The 14594-nt window shown below is 53.5% G+C and carries 12 protein-coding genes; 8 read left to right on the forward strand and 4 right to left on the reverse strand.

Translation table 11 applies throughout. From position 1 onward, the window contains the following. Positions 1-82 precede the first annotated feature (82 nt). Both AC16KF_RS10475 and AC16KF_RS10480 read left to right on the forward strand, forming a co-directional pair. Positions 83-592, forward strand: a complete 510-nt coding sequence (locus AC16KF_RS10475) for a DUF3592 domain-containing protein (RefSeq protein ID WP_484037262.1) — start codon at positions 83-85, stop codon at positions 590-592. Between the two features lie 121 nt (positions 593-713). Beyond that, positions 714-2030 carry a hypothetical protein gene (locus AC16KF_RS10480; RefSeq protein ID WP_484037263.1) on the forward strand — a complete coding sequence of 439 codons (1317 nt, stop codon included), beginning with the start codon at positions 714-716 and terminating at the stop codon, positions 2028-2030. Here AC16KF_RS10480 and AC16KF_RS10485 read toward each other — a convergent pair. Further along, on the reverse strand, positions 2023-3030 hold the full coding sequence (locus AC16KF_RS10485; RefSeq protein ID WP_484037264.1) for a GNAT family N-acetyltransferase: 1008 nt from the start codon (positions 3028-3030) through the stop codon (positions 2023-2025). The genes AC16KF_RS10480 and AC16KF_RS10485 overlap by 8 nt on opposite strands. A gap of 77 nt (positions 3031-3107) precedes the next feature. Here AC16KF_RS10485 and AC16KF_RS10490 point away from each other — a divergent pair, with 77 nt between their 5' ends. After that, positions 3108-5780 carry a hypothetical protein gene (locus tag AC16KF_RS10490; RefSeq protein ID WP_484037265.1) on the forward strand — a complete coding sequence of 891 codons (2673 nt, stop codon included), beginning with the start codon at positions 3108-3110 and terminating at the stop codon, positions 5778-5780. A 94-nt stretch (positions 5781-5874) separates the two neighbouring features. After that, positions 5875-6861, forward strand: a complete 987-nt coding sequence (locus tag AC16KF_RS10495; protein WP_484037266.1) for a hypothetical protein — start codon at positions 5875-5877, stop codon at positions 6859-6861. Between the two features lie 38 nt (positions 6862-6899). Here AC16KF_RS10495 and AC16KF_RS10500 read toward each other — a convergent pair whose 3' ends face one another. Continuing rightward, positions 6900-7922, reverse strand: a complete 1023-nt coding sequence (locus AC16KF_RS10500; RefSeq protein ID WP_484037267.1) for a PP2C family protein-serine/threonine phosphatase — start codon at positions 7920-7922, stop codon at positions 6900-6902. 188 nt (positions 7923-8110) lie between these two features. Next, positions 8111-8881 carry a class I SAM-dependent methyltransferase gene (locus tag AC16KF_RS10505; protein WP_484037268.1) on the reverse strand — a complete coding sequence of 257 codons (771 nt, stop codon included), beginning with the start codon at positions 8879-8881 and terminating at the stop codon, positions 8111-8113. On the opposite strand from AC16KF_RS10505, the gene AC16KF_RS10510 reads away from it, so the two are divergent. The 4 genes from AC16KF_RS10510 (at position 8880) to AC16KF_RS10525 (ending at position 13646) form a co-directional block, all read left to right on the forward strand. Then, a complete protein-coding gene (locus AC16KF_RS10510) occupies positions 8880-9650 on the forward strand; it encodes a phosphoadenylyl-sulfate reductase (protein ID WP_484037269.1) in 771 nt (256 codons plus the stop codon). The genes AC16KF_RS10505 and AC16KF_RS10510 overlap by 2 nt on opposite strands. 59 nt (positions 9651-9709) lie before the next feature. Next, positions 9710-11350: an elongator complex protein 3 gene (locus AC16KF_RS10515; protein WP_484037270.1), complete on the forward strand. Its 1641-nt coding sequence runs from the start codon at positions 9710-9712 to the stop codon at positions 11348-11350. Between the two features lie 179 nt (positions 11351-11529). Beyond that, positions 11530-12411 (forward strand): DnaJ C-terminal domain-containing protein, encoded by an 882-nt coding sequence (locus AC16KF_RS10520; RefSeq protein WP_484037271.1) that lies wholly within the window; start codon positions 11530-11532, stop codon positions 12409-12411. A gap of 104 nt (positions 12412-12515) precedes the next feature. Next, positions 12516-13646: a S1C family serine protease gene (locus tag AC16KF_RS10525; RefSeq protein WP_484037272.1), complete on the forward strand. Its 1131-nt coding sequence runs from the start codon at positions 12516-12518 to the stop codon at positions 13644-13646. An 83-nt stretch (positions 13647-13729) separates the two neighbouring features. Here AC16KF_RS10525 and AC16KF_RS10530 read toward each other — a convergent pair whose 3' ends face one another. After that, on the reverse strand, positions 13730-14371 hold the full coding sequence (locus AC16KF_RS10530) for a molybdopterin-dependent oxidoreductase (protein WP_484037273.1): 642 nt from the start codon (positions 14369-14371) through the stop codon (positions 13730-13732). Positions 14372-14594 lie beyond the last annotated feature (223 nt).

Genomic DNA, 14594 nt, shown 5'->3' on the forward strand with positions numbered 1-14594 from the left:
TGTAAGAATCGTAGGGTAATCCTTACATTGCCATTCGTTGTTTCAATTGCTCATCACTATCGGATATTTATTTGGAGGCAACATGGACTTTAGTCAATTACTTGTCGCCCTCTTCACCCTCTTGATCGGGGGAGGTATCCTTGTGTTTACCGGCAACATACTTTTGAAAGCGAAAGGAAGAGCGGAGTGGCTCGAAACTACAGGAGAAATTATCGATTCGGGGATCAACGAGGTTAAAAGAGAGGAGGAGACAATGTACTTCCCCGCTATTCGTTATCGGTATAAGGTTAATCTCGTTGAATACGAGTCAACCAGAATTCAAATTGGCGATCCTCCTTATGCGGGGTCGCTGCTCCATACCAAGTCGATCATCAAAAAATATCCATTACACGAGCGGGTAACTGTCTATTACAACCCCGAAGACCATCAAGAATCTGTGTTGAACAAAAGCGCGCCAGCCAGCGGAATGATTTTATTGATTCTTTTGGGGATTTCCATCGTGTTATGCGGAATGCTTCTTTTAATTGGATTTCTGGTCCAGGCAGGCATTTTCGAAGCCTTTGATCCAAACACTTTCAAATTGAAATTTTAGCTTGACCGCCTTCATTACAAACCGATTCACATGCCCATGCGATATTTGCATTCTTCATCACAGCATGAAATCGAATTCGGATCAGGGATAAGTTAATTCATCACGATATAATGGATGGGGAATGATAAGCAATAAACTCATTTTTCTATTTTTCTTGCTGGGCGGGACACTTTTCCTTTTTCCCAGTTTCAACGGCGATGGGTGGGGTATGGTTCATGAATACAACTATCGCGGCTGGCAGACGACCTCTGAACGCGTAGTTGTCGCGCGATTGGCTAAATCGCAACAGGATGGATTATTTTCGGCGGGTGGCTTGTTGGGCTTGCTTGATGCGCCAGACGGGTGGGTATTCGGGGCAGAGATCGCGAATCTCCAATATGAAGTATATGAGACGGGTCAGCCGATTCAATCGTATTTGGTTTACAAATCTCATCCGGGGTTTCAGGGAATTATTTTTGGTCTGTTTGATAGCCTGACAAATTTCCCCGCTTCTACTAATCTAGCAATCTTCAGAGGGACAGTTGCATTTATCTCTTCGGTTGTTCTCGCGTTGATCGCCGCGGCAATTGCAGTCGAGTTCGGTTGGATGGCGGCAATTTTGATGCTGATCTTTTCCGCCATTTCCCAGTGGATGATCCTGCCAGCGGGCAGTCTCTATTGGAATCTATGGTCGTTTTTCCTGCCATTCGTATGCGGAATGTGTCTGCTGGCTGACGCTTCAAAAAAGAATAATTACCCCGCGTTCAAAATTTATTTTGTCGTCTTCATCACTATCTGGGTCAAGATCCTATTCACGGGGTTCGAGATCATTACAACCGCGTTGATCATGGCAACCGTGCCGTTCGTCTATTTCGCAATTCGAGACAAATGGAAATTGAAACCGTTTCTCCAACGAGCAACTATGCTCGGCATCAGTCTTACGCTGGCAACAATAGCTGGACTCGGAACGCTCATTTTACAAATCACTGTGGCAGATAGGAGTCTTAAGAGCGGAATCTATTACGTTAGAGATACATTCATTCGGCGCGCGGCGGGAAACCCCGATGAATTTCGCGGCCAGTATGCCGAAAGCCTCAAGGCGAGTCATTTGGAAGTGATCGGGAAGTATCTAAACTCTCAAGCGTTTTCTGTTGGGAACACATCTATTGTCTACTGGCAATTGATCGCGGTGTTCGCAGTGTTCACTCTGGTGTATTTGTACAAGCGCAAAACAACACTTCACAAGGGTTTCTCAACCACAGGAATGGCGCTGATCATCACAACCTGGTACTCGATTCTTGCGCCGCTGTCATGGTACATCATCTTCAAACCCACCTCGTACATTCACACGTTTCTTTTCCCCATGGCATGGCAGATGCCATTTACCCTGCTTGGGTTCGCGTTATGCGGGTTCGTAATTCAGGATTTGTTCCGATCAAAAACCATTCAGCTTACCTGACCGCCCTCGCCCTCATCACGAATCGATTCACGCCGCCCATCCGATATTTATATTCCTCATCGCCGCGCATGAAATCGAATTCGTAGCGACCGTTGTCGCAACACCATTGAATATCGTATGCCATGATGACCCAGCCGGGGGACACTTCTTTGAAGTCGAAACTCACGCCGGAGTTATAACCCCACAGTTTATTCTTGTAATCGAAGCAAAGAGTGGATGCGGCTTTGACGCCGTCCACTTCAAGGAAGGCGAGCCAGAGATATCCGCCATTGTGCGCGGCGCGGAGGGTGGCGGTCATGTGTTCGCGCATGGCGGGATGCAGGAAGGTCGCTTTGTTGGGGTCTTGCACCATGAGACGAAAGAATGAGTCCAGTTCAGGTTCGATGTCGGCGTTTTTATCTACAATATAAAAGTTGACGCGTCCGCTTTCGGCGGCGCGGCGCATCTTGCGGCGCATCTCGTGGCGTTGCTTTTTGTCAATGCCCTCGAGATATTCATCGAAGGAGCCGTTCAATGCGATGCGCGGGGTGGGACGATACACTTCTTGATGATGCGTCCAGCCGCGTGATTCGGATTCCGCTTGGAGAGCGGCGAGGGTGGGAGAATCGTCGGGGAGGTTGTACCAGTCTAGGACGGACCAAGCCTCCCCGTGGGGTGAAGCGAGAAAGTCCAGCAGGCCGGAAAGGAAGCGCGGCAGATCCCCTTTGCGCACGATCAAATCCAAATAATCGGAAACTTCGATGCTTCCGATGAGGAGAAGCGCGCGTTGATTTTCATAGTCAGCGATGAAGAGCGGGGCGATGCCGATGAGTTGATCGTTTTCTGTGGCGGAGACGAGAATCAATTCGGCTTGCTTCCACTCGCCGCCGCCGAGGGTCTTCCACCATTCGCTGAGATATTCGTAACGCGAGAACGGGGTGTCGGCGATGCTCTGTTCGACAAGCGCGTTCCATGTTTGTGATTCAATTTCAGAAAAGCCCGCGTGTAACTTAAAATTCATCCTTCGTCCTTCCGCCTTCAGCATTTGTCCAAATTTTACCAGTATAATGATAGCCATCTTCCGAACATTCTTACGCCGTGACAACTTTCGACCTCAACATCCTCCCGATTCACAGACATAACGGTCAAAACTTTGCGAGCTTGCCGGGCTTGCGCGATTTTACGCCGCCGAGGCGCGTGGCGCGCGGGCGCGAAAAAGACAGCCTGATCCTCTACCTCGCATTTTCGGGCACTGCGGAGTATTCGATCGAAGAAATCGACGCGCTCCATCATCAAGCGGCGACGGCGTTCTATCAATCGCCCGGCGCGCAAACCAGCGCCATGCGCAAAGCCGCAGAGAGTCTCAACGCGGCGATGCTCGAGCGCAACTTTGCCACAAGCGGGCAGGGGAAATACGCCAACGCGGTCCTGGTCATTGCGGTTGCGCGCGAGGAGAAATGCACGCTTTTGCTTAACGGACCTGCGCGCGCGGTATGCGTCAGCGAGGGACGATCGCGTCACATCTACGAACCGTCGCTTTCGGGCAAAGGCTTGGGGTCGAGTCAGAATATTCAAGCGTATCTTGCGCAAGTCGATCTGCATCACAACGATCTGCTTGTGTTGTGCGGAAAATTCCCAAGAGACTGGGAAGACGACCTGTTAGGCGAGCGCCCGCTCTCGTCGCTGGATGCGGCATACCGCAAGTTAACGTTTGCCAAAGGCGACTTGAACGCGGCTCTCGTTCACCCGAAAACGGGAACGGGCGTCATCACCATCCTGCGCGCAGATGTGGGTATGCCGTCTCCCTCCGCAAGTGAATCTGCCTCGCCTCCTGAAACGGATTCGCATCCCCAACCTTTTGAACTGCAGGAGAATGAGGAAGCGCGCAAGAAGGAGGTCGTTGATGATATCCTCATTGAATCGCCGCAAAGTTTTCAAGTAGATCTACACAACGAACCGCCGTCGACGAAAAACAACCAATCTTCAAGCGTCGATTCTCAACTCAACGATCATCCTCTCGCGGAAGAACGCCCGGTCATTACCGAAGAGGAACTCGACCGCCTAGCAGACTTCGGCGCGCACATGCTTCAACCTTCGGCGTATGCCATCCCTCCGCAACCGCTGGAAGACCTTCCACCCCTCCCGCCGCCAGTCGCATCCGACGTCCCGCGCGGATTTCCATCTTCCATTCCACGGCGCAAACCCGACGAACCCATGCCGGAGCCGGTTAACGTTGAGCCAGCCGGGATTGTCGAATCTATCGCCAAAGAAGAAAACATTGACGCAATCGATGAGCGGGAAGAAATAGAAGAGATCATCGAGCAAACCCCAACACCGTTATTCGGCGGGTTGTTCGAGCGTTCCAAAGCGGAGACCAACGCCAATGCCCACGCCGAAGCGACGCGGCAAATAGCGAAAGTGATGGTCGGCGGAATTCAGATCGCGCGGCGGGCAAACGAGGGCGTGAAGTCGTTCTTCGCGCGCTTCCTCCCGCGGCTATTGCCCGGGGGTGAGAATACAGATGTCCCTGCGGGAGAAGCGGCGCAACAACAAATGTCGTTCGTGCCTCAGCACATCCAAATCTTCATCGCGCTGATCGTCCCGCTGTTAGTCGGCACGATGGCGGTGGTCGTCTATTTGCGCTTCGGTCAAAGCGTGCAATATGACGAATATTACAAGCAGGCGCTCAATGCGCGCGCGCAAGCCGTCAGCGAAACAGACCCGATCCGCCAGCGCATGGCGTGGGAAAATGTCGCCGCCTCGATCGACAAAGCCGAAAGTTACCGTGAAACCGATGAATCGAATTTGTTGCAAGCCGAAGCGCAAAACAACCTGGATACGATCATGGGCGTCCAGCGACTTGAATTCGTCCCAGCCTTTACGAACGGGTTGACCGGCGTCGCGCAGATCAGCCGCATGGCGGCAAGCGAAAGCGACCTGTACATGCTCGACGCTGAAAACGGGAAGATTCTGCACGCCACATTCACCGGACGAAGCCTTGAATTAGATTTGACTTTCAGGTGTGAACCCGGTACGTACGCCGGTTATCAAGTGGGCACGCTTGTGGATGTGCTTGCCCTGCCCAAGGTCAACCTCGTCAACGCGACCGTGCTTGGCATCGACGCCAACGGAAATCTATTGTATTGCTCGCCCGGGCAAGTGCCGCAGGCAATTCCACTCCCCTCCCTGCCAAACACCAATTGGGGGCGCATCACCTCGTTCGCCCTCGATAACGGAAATTTGTACGTGCTCGACGCCACCTCGCGCTCGGTGTGGGTTTTTGCCGGCAAAGATAGCACCTTCACCGACACGCCGTATTTCTATTTCGGCAACCAGATCCCCAACACCATAGACTCGGCAATCGACCTGGCAGTGAGCGGAGACGATCTGTACCTGCTCCACGCCGATGGGCACCTCTCCACATGCACGTTTAGCCGCATCACCGAAACGCAAACCAAATGTATCGACCCGATCAACTTCCTTGACTCCTACCCCGCGCATCAAGATATCAACATTTTCGCGCAAGCGCACTTCACGCAAATGCTCCTCACCTCGCCTCCCAATGTCATTATGCTCCTGCTGGATTCTGAAAACCAAAAAGTATTCCGCTTCACACCGCGCTCGATCGAACTGCAAAACCAACTGACCGGCTTCGCCGGAGACGCCAACCCCTTCCAACCCGGCGCGGTGGGCGCCATGGCGGTCAGCCCGAACTACGTGTTGTACTTCTCGATCGGCAACCAGGTATATTTTGCAACGAATTTGCCGTGAGGCAAGAAGAAAGTAGATAAGTAGATCAGCAGATAAGTAGATAAGTAGATTTGTAGATTTGTAAACCGCTTCTTTGCAAACGTAGACTTCCGACATGAGTCCCTTTTCCCTCTTCCGACGAAAATCGCCTCCCGCCCCAGCGATGCCTGCTTCAGACTCCTCGACCGAGCCGCCCATTCAGACGATCCTCCGCACCCTGGTCATCGTCTACGACCCGGTGGTAGATCAAGCGACCGGCAAAAAATTGTCGGAACAAATGCGCTGGAATAAGGTCGAAGACCTCGCCGTAGGATTTATGTCTGATATCCTGCAAGCCAGCGGCGAACTCCTCCGCTACCAGATCACCCAACGCATCGACGTGGACGCCTTCCCCGCCAAAGTGGATGGCTACGTGTACGACGCGGAAACCTACCTCGATGTGCGGCGCGGCGCCATGCCGCCCTACATGCCACAAGAGGCGGATTATCACGCCATCATCAAACAATTTGACATCTTGAAGCGCGTGGCGCGCGATGAAATTGACGAAGTGTGGATCTTCAACTTTCCCGATGCGGGCTTTTACGAATCCATCATGGGCGGACCCGGCGCATTTTGGTGCAACGCGCCTCCGCTTCAGAACACCGAAGCCTCCAAACGACGCTTCGTCATTATGGGGTTTTCCTACGAGCGCGGCGTGGGTGAAATGCTGGAGAATATGGGTCACCGCGCCGAATCCATCATGCAGAAGGTTTTTGAAGATATCAAGGGGGAGGAAAATTACTGGAAGCGTTTCATCCGCTATGACCGCACTCATAAAGGACAAGCCGCGCTGGGCAACGTTCACTTCGCGCCGAACAGCGCCAGCGACTACGATTGGAATAACCCCTCGGTTGTCGTCAGCGAATGCGATGACTGGCTCTACAACTTCCCCAACTTCAAGGGGATCACTCGTCAAGTCACCGCCGCCGACTGGGGCTCCGGCGACACGCGCAAACACCACCTGTGGTGGATGAGTCACTTCCCCAAAACGCTGGGGCGTCGAAACGGGATCAGCCATAACTGGTGGCAGTACATTGCCAACCCAAATCATATCATCACATAAAGAACTCGGAGGTCTACCAGACCTCCGAGTTCTTTATGTTAACTCGAAACCTTCAAAGCCACCATCGTCACATCGTCTGCCAGCGATCTGTGATTTCCAAACGCGCTTGCTCCTCGATATACAGTTTGAAGAATATCAGGCGCAGCCAAATGCGCGTGTTGCGCAAGCAGGTCGGCAAGGCGGCTATGGCCAAATTGCTCATTTCCAGTCGTGTCCACAACTTCGGTCACGCCGTCGGTGTAGAGCAGAAGCGAATCGCCTTTTGAAAGCTTCACCGATTCAATGCGCGGACGGAAAAATTCCGCCAAGCCGATCGCGGGCGCGGTTGGTTTCAACCAAAGGATTTCATTGCTCCCGCCGCGATGAACTGCCGGCGGATTATGTCCGGCGTTCACGTACGTCAACTCAAGGCTGACAGGATCGAAGCGCGCGAGAAAGACCGTGACGAACGTAGTGAAGTTGACGTTGTGGATGTAAAAGCGATTGATGCGTTCCAATATCTCGGCGGGCGAATCGGTGTCGGGAGCCATCGTCCGCAGGGCGGTTTGCAAACTGCTCATCAGCATCCCTGCCGAAACGCCGTGCCCGCTCACGTCGGCGATCACCAACCCATGAGCGCCGTCGCGGAAATGGAAAAAGTCGAAATAATCGCCGCCGATGATATCGGCAGGACGGCTGAACGCGGCGACTTCCACGCCTGAGATGACCGGCGCGTTTTGGGGCAACAACGCGCGCTGGACGATCTGCGACAACTCCAACTCCGATTCCAGCCGCCGCATCTCGGCTTCGGAATAATGGTCCAAGCAAATAGACGCGGTGTAATCCATCGCGAGTCGGCTCGGCTCCACGTAGCCATGACAAATTTCGCACACCCCGAGCGTGTGGTTTTCAAACTTCTCGAGGCTTGATTCGATCACATGCAAATGATCCTGCACGCAATGATCGTCCTCATACAGGCAGACCTCCCTCTCGGCATCCGAAGCCGTTTCAAGGAACTCCGTCACCGCTTGCCGCTTTTCGACCAGGCTGGTTTCGATCCGTTCAAGAATTTCGAGCGCCATAGCATTCTCCGTAGGTAACGTCCCGCAGGTTTCACTCCGCAATCAAATTTATGCCAAAAACCTGCGGGACGGTCAAATTAGAACATTTGTTAGATATGGCAAAGATGAAGATTCTTACATTGTGCCGCAAAGTTCACTTTGCGCTTACGCGGCAAAGGGGAACAAGCACGCGCAAGATAAATCTTGCGTTACACAGAAATCTTCCACACCTGATACAACCCCAAATTCCCCGTTTCGCCATCGGATGAGAATGTTTCCACCACCCGAAAGCCCGCCGCGTCTGCCAACTCTCCCAACTCCGATTCGCTGAAGTGATGGACGTAACGCAGACCCTCTCCCCCGCTCCGCCAGTCGAGCAGATAATCGCCCGCATCCACTTCGGACTGGGTAACTGATACGCCCTCCCAAGCCTTGATCCTCCCTTTCAGCTTTTCGCTGTTGAGGAACTGCCAGTTGGAATGGATAAACAATCCATCAGGCTTGAGAAGTTGACGAACAGTTCGGAGGATGTTTAGCCGCAGTTCGATCGAGGGGATATGATGTAAAACAGCAAAGGCAGTGATCAGTGACCAGTGATCAGTCACTGCTAACTGATTACTGTTCACTGATAACTCCGTAAGATCAACTTCCACGAACCTGGCAGAGAATCCCTCAGGCTGAGACTCCGCCTCACGCAGGAGGGGCAGGCTGAAGTCGGCGCCGAGATACGCGCCGCGGTGTCCGCGCTTCGCCAGTTCGCGGGCGAATTCTCCGTTGCCGCATCCCAGATCCAAAATAGATTCGTCCCCTTTCAGCGTTTCAAGCACTCGACGCGCGCCGGGTTGAATCCGATGGCGGGTGGCGGAAAACGAATCGCCGAAGCGAGTGTAAAAATCCTTGTTGAGTTGAATCAAGCGCGCGGCGGTGGCTGAATCCATGCGAAGATTATAACGGGTTGTAAGCGGGTATAATGCCGCCATGTTTACGCCGTTGGAGATCGAAAAACTTTCTGAAGAGTTTGAGTCGCGCGCGCCGCAAGAGATCATCGACTGGGCGGTGGATGCGTTCTGGCCCCAGGTTGCGCTCAGTTCTTCGTTCCAAACACAATCGGTTCCCCTGTTGCATATGGTCTCGCAAGCCAAGCGCGATATCCTGGTTTACTTTCTCGATACGGGCTATCACTTTTGGGAGACGTTGACCTTCCGCGAAAAACTCGCCTCCGAATGGAAACTGAATGTGTTGGACTTGTATCGCGACGCGCGCTGGGATGTGTTCGTGCGAGGACAGGTCCGCACCCTGCCGCTCGAGGACCCAAACTTGTGTTGCTTCATTCACAAAGTTCAACCCATGCAAAGAGGCATCAAAGATATGCTGGCATGGATCAGCGGCATCCGCCGCGACCAAACCGCCATCCGCGCTCAGGCGAAGATTCTGGAATTACAGGAAGATGGACTGCTGAAAATTAATCCGCTCTTGAATTGGACGAAGGCGGATGTGAAAAAGTATATGGAAGAACATCGCCTTCCATCGCATCCATTACTTGAAAAAGGGTATCGGAGCGTGGGATGCTCGCCATGCACGGTTGCGATCGGCTTGAATGACGATGAACGCGCGGGCCGTTGGCAGGGACGCGGCAAAGTGGAGTGTGGTCTTCACACCGACATGTTCAAGCACAAGGATTTTTCGAAACTGCAGAGCGAATTTCACGTGGATGTTTCGTCCATGGAGCGAAGGAAAGTGGATCGGTAGGTACGTAAACAAGTAGACACGTAAACAGGTAAACACGTGTGTGCTCCCTAAAAATAATTATGAATATCGAACGACGTGAATTATGGCGAGCAACTCATTTGCTCACCCCCGATAAGAGAGAACTGGCGCGTTTCGTGCTGGAGGAGATTCAGCGCGGGAGCGATGTGACGAAGACCCTGCGAAGTCATCCCCTCGCGGATGGGAGCGGGTATCTCAACAAGTCCATGCTGGTGACGTTGTACAATGAACTCGTCGCGTCCGGCGAAATGGACGCGGACACGCGCCTGCTCGAACGACTCCGCATGAAGCCGATGCGCACGCTTTCGGGCGTGACGACGGTGACGGTGTTGACGAAGCCGTATCCCTGCCCCGCGAAATGTATCTTCTGCCCCACCGATGCGCGGATGCCGAAATCGTATCTGCCTGATGAACCCGGCGCGATGCGGGCGGTGGAACATCAATTCGATCCGTACGCGCAAGTGAAGTCGCGCATCACACAGTTGCAGGCGTTGGGACATCCCACCGACAAAATTGAATTATTGATCCTCGGCGGCACGTGGTCATCGTATAAGCGGGATTATCAGGAGTGGTTCGTCAAGCGATGTTTTGACGCGATGAATGCCGTCGCTCCTGACGAATATCCGATGGAGGAGCAGAGATTAGAGATTAGAGAATTAGAGAATTCCCATTCCATCAATGAAACTGCAAACCACCGCAACGTGGGGCTGGTCATCGAGACGCGACCGAACGAGATCAACCCCGATGAAATCCGCTGGCTGCGTCACCTCGGCGTGACGAAGGTTCAGATGGGCGCGCAGAGTTTCGACGACCGCATCCTTGAAATGAACAAGCGCGGACACGACGTACAGCGCACGCGTGAAGCCACTGCCCTGCTCCGCGCGGCGGGATTCAAGATCGTGTTGCATTGGATGCCCAACTTGCACGGCGCGACTCCCGAATCGGACCGCGAAGATTTTGCGAAGTTGTGGAACGATTTCTGTCCCGATGAAATAAAAATCTACCCGAATCAGTTGCTTGCAAACGCTGAGTTGTATGAATACTGGCAACGCGGCGAGTTCACGCCATACACCACGCAAGAGTTGATTGACTTGATCGCGGACATCAAACCGACCATCCCGCGTTATTGCCGCGTCAACCGCGTCATTCGAGACATTCCATCTACAAATGTAGTGGAAGGGAATCGCAGAACTAGTTTACGGCAGGATGTTCAGGATGAGTTGAAACGGCGCGGGACGAAATGTCAATGCGTGAGATGCCGCGAGGTGAAAAGCAAGTCGGTGGATGTCGAGTCGCTGAGACTGGATGATCTCGTCTATCCAGCAGGCGCGGCGGAGGAGCATTTCATCTCGTATGTTACGCCTGACGATAAGATCGCGGGATTTGTGAGATTGTCTTTGCCGAAAGAAAGTTCTCCGCAAACTGAGATCAACGATTTGGAAGGCGCGGCATTGATCCGTGAAGTGCATGTGTATGGACAGTCTCTTCCCGTCGGCGCGGAGAAGGATGGCGCGGCGCAACACGTTGGGCTGGGGACTCGCTTGCTCGAAGAGGCGGAACGAATCGCAATCGCAAACGGATACAAACGCATGGCGGTCATCTCTGCGGTTGGCACGCGGGGATATTATCTCGGTCGCGGGTTTGAGCGGGGAGAACTCTATCTGGTGAAAAAACTTGACTAGGCTGAATCAGCCGTCCCTGCGAAAGAGGCGAGAGTCGGACGATAGACGATAGACGATGGACAATAGACCATCAACCATTGTCCGCTATCTATCGTCCATCGTCCAAATCTGAATTAGAGTTCTGTTAAACATCCGAACGGATGCTTGACTTACATTCGGCGCGGTGTAAAAATACAACCATGGATTACAAAGACTACTACAAAATTCTCGGCGTGGAGCGCAAAGCCAGCGACGACGACATCCGCAAAGCGTATCGCAAACTGGCGAAACAGCATCACCCCGATTACAACCCGAACGATAAAAAAGCCGAAGAACGCTTCAAAGAGATCAATGAAGCGTATGAAGTGTTGGGCGATTCTAAAAAACGTTCGACGTACGACAGGCTCGGCTCCGATTATTCGCAATGGCAGAGAGGCGGCGGAACGCCGGGTGATTTCAATTGGGGTCAATACGGCGGCACGCGCGTCAATGTAGATGATCTCAACGATCTGTTCGGCGGGAGCGGCGGAGGCTTCTCCGATTTCTTCCAAACCATTTTTGGGATGGGCGGAAGACAATCGCCGCGCGCGCAAACCCAGGGTTACCAACAGGAACTGGAGATCACACTTGAAGAGGCGTACAAAGGCGCAACACGCCTGATCGATTCGGATAGCAGAAAAAAACAGGTCCGCATCCCGGCGGGCGTGCGCACCGGCTCGAAAGTCCGCGTGGCGGGAGCAGGTCCCAACGGGATGGATTTGTACTTGATCGTGGATGTTCAGGAAGATAAACGCTTCGAACGCCGCGGGGACGACTTGCACGCCACAGCGACAACCAGCGTGTTCACCGCCATGCTCGGCGGCGATGCCGATGTGGAAACGTTCGAAGGCAAGATCAAACTCAACATTCCCGCCGGCACGCAACCTGAGCAGGTCTTTCGCCTGGCTGGGCGGGGAATGCCTCATTTGAAAAATCATGCCGCCAAAGGCGACCTGTATGTTCGCTTGAAAGTTCAAATCCCCAAATACCTGAACCCCAAACAACGCGAATTACTCGAAGAAATTTCAAAGATCAAATTCTAACGTTGCGCATCCTTCGTTCTCGTTAACCTCCATTCAGTTAGACTTAACCACAGGGCAGTACCATCCTTCCGATTCCAATCCCCGTCAACATAGAAAGGGACAAAATGAAACGACCTCTATTCGCATTTTTGATTCTGACACTCGCGGCTATGGCGTGCCAACTCCCGGGTCTCTCGCCTCTTCCCCCAGCCGCGCCCGATTCGCCCGCGCCGGCCGCATCCACGCTTGTGCCGGTCTCCTCCAACCCCATCCCCTTGGACGGCTCGCTGGCATCGTTGTACCAACAGGTCATCCCCGGCGTGGTCGCCATTCGCACCGCCACAGGCATGGGCTCCGGTTTTGTGTTCGATAGCGCAGGACACATCGTCACCAACCAGCATGTGATCGACGGGGTCTCCACCGCCGAGATCGCCTTCTCCTCCGGCTATAAAGCCATCGGAACCGTCATCGGCTTCGATGTGGATGCGGATGTGGCTGTCATCAAAGTCAACGCGCCCGGCGAGGAACTCCATCCCCTCCCCATCGGCGATTCGGACGCGCTTTTGGTTGGTCAGCCCGTGGTTGCCATTGGCAATCCCTTCGGCTTGAACGGCACGATGACCCAGGGAATCATTTCCGGGCTTGGGCGCACCCAACCCGCGCACGCCGCCCCCGACGGCGGATTTTTCAGCACCGCCGATATCATCCAAACCGACGCGGCGATCAACCCCGGCAATTCGGGCGGTCCGCTGTTCAACCTCAATGGCGAAGTGATCGGCGTGAATCAATCCATCCGCACAGATAATGTCAACGAGGTGACCGGCAATGCCGTGAATTCAGGGGTTGCCTTTGCGATTTCGATCAATCTGGTCAAGCGCGTCGCGCCCGCCTTGATCCGCGATGGGAAATTTGAATATCCTTACCTTGGGATTTCATCGAACAGCGATTTGGGCTTGGACGAGGTGGAGGCGCTGGGGCTGTCACAATTCACCGGCGCGTACGTTGTCGGCGTGGTGGCTGGCGGACCTGCCGACCAGGCTGGCATCCGCGCGGGCGATTCGCCGACCAACATCCCCGGTTTGAACGCCGGCGGCGACCTCATCATCGCGTTAGACGGCAACCCCGTCATCACTTTTGACGATTTATTGAGTTATCTCATCACGAACAAATCCCCCGGCGATACGATCATCCTCACTGTTCTCCGCGATGGAAAATCTGTGGACGTTCCGGTAGTTTTGGGAACACGCCCTAGATAAAAAGATTGCGCGGCAGTTGAACTGCCGCGCAATCTTTTTGTGAATGGCGCGGCAATTGGACTGCCGCGCCATCTCCTATCATTTCACCCAAACCGCTCTTCCTTCCAAACATCTGCGCGATTGTGGTAACCCGCCTGTTCCCAAAACCCGCGGCGATCGCGCGGCATGAACTCCAGCGAGCGGAGCCATTTTGCGCCTTTCCAGAAATACGGCGTTTCCATCTCCTCCCGTCCGGGGAGGAAACCCACCACGCCGCGCAAGGGATAGCCATGATCGGGCGAGATCGGCTCGCTGTTCAGGTGGGTGGCGAGTAAAAAATTATCCTGCAAAGCGACTTCCAAGGGGATGTTGACCGTGAACCCGTATTCCGCGTGTTGCATGAGGTGGGTGGCGGTCGGCTTGATCTTGATGAATCCCTGATCTACCAGAGATTTGATCGAGACGCCCTCCCACACGGTATCGAACTTACTCCAGCGCGTCACGCAGTGAATGTCCATTTGAATTTTGGCGCGCGGCAATTTGTTAAACTCATCCCACGTCCAGCGTTTTTCCTCTTCCACTTCGCCCCAGACATGGAAGTCCCATGTGGCGGCGTTGAAGCGCGGCACAGGTCCGTAATGCAAGACAGGAAATTTGAACGTGAGCGCCTGACCAGGCGGAAGACGCCCTTCTTGTTTGATGCGTTCCTCTTCCTTGCGCCGATCGGGTCCTTCAAATGAAAACATGGGCAACTCCTTGCGCGATTATATCAAGCCTGACATTGATTAGACTCGGAGTTGCGAGGTTTCTTACGACAGGGCGGAACGCCCATCCGAAATATACATGGCGCCATCAGTACTATGAGGAATTTGTAAAGTGGTTCACTAGACAGGAGTACGGGTTTATAATAGGATTAAGATTTGAAACGGATTTATGATCCCATTTAACCTGTCGTTATCTTTTGTTTCT

This window comes from Candidatus Defluviilinea gracilis, from assembly GCF_057138825.1.

What these genes read in the sequence shown, in the direction of transcription:
- AC16KF_RS10475 (WP_484037262.1), top strand. Translation starts at nt 83, where the DNA reads ATGGACTTTAGTCAATTACTTGTCGCCCTCTTCACCCTCTTGATCGGG.
- AC16KF_RS10480 (WP_484037263.1), top strand. Translation starts at nt 714, where the DNA reads ATGATAAGCAATAAACTCATTTTTCTATTTTTCTTGCTGGGCGGGACA.
- AC16KF_RS10485 (WP_484037264.1), bottom strand. Translation starts at nt 3,030, where the DNA reads ATGAATTTTAAGTTACACGCGGGCTTTTCTGAAATTGAATCACAAACA.
- AC16KF_RS10495 (WP_484037266.1), top strand. Translation starts at nt 5,875, where the DNA reads ATGAGTCCCTTTTCCCTCTTCCGACGAAAATCGCCTCCCGCCCCAGCG.
- AC16KF_RS10500 (WP_484037267.1), bottom strand. Translation starts at nt 7,922, where the DNA reads ATGGCGCTCGAAATTCTTGAACGGATCGAAACCAGCCTGGTCGAAAAG.
- AC16KF_RS10510 (WP_484037269.1), top strand. Translation starts at nt 8,880, where the DNA reads ATGTTTACGCCGTTGGAGATCGAAAAACTTTCTGAAGAGTTTGAGTCG.
- AC16KF_RS10505 (WP_484037268.1), bottom strand. Translation starts at nt 8,881, where the DNA reads ATGGCGGCATTATACCCGCTTACAACCCGTTATAATCTTCGCATGGAT.
- AC16KF_RS10515 (WP_484037270.1), top strand. Translation starts at nt 9,710, where the DNA reads ATGAATATCGAACGACGTGAATTATGGCGAGCAACTCATTTGCTCACC.
- AC16KF_RS10520 (WP_484037271.1), top strand. Translation starts at nt 11,530, where the DNA reads ATGGATTACAAAGACTACTACAAAATTCTCGGCGTGGAGCGCAAAGCC.
- AC16KF_RS10525 (WP_484037272.1), top strand. Translation starts at nt 12,516, where the DNA reads ATGAAACGACCTCTATTCGCATTTTTGATTCTGACACTCGCGGCTATG.
- AC16KF_RS10530 (WP_484037273.1), bottom strand. Translation starts at nt 14,371, where the DNA reads ATGTTTTCATTTGAAGGACCCGATCGGCGCAAGGAAGAGGAACGCATC.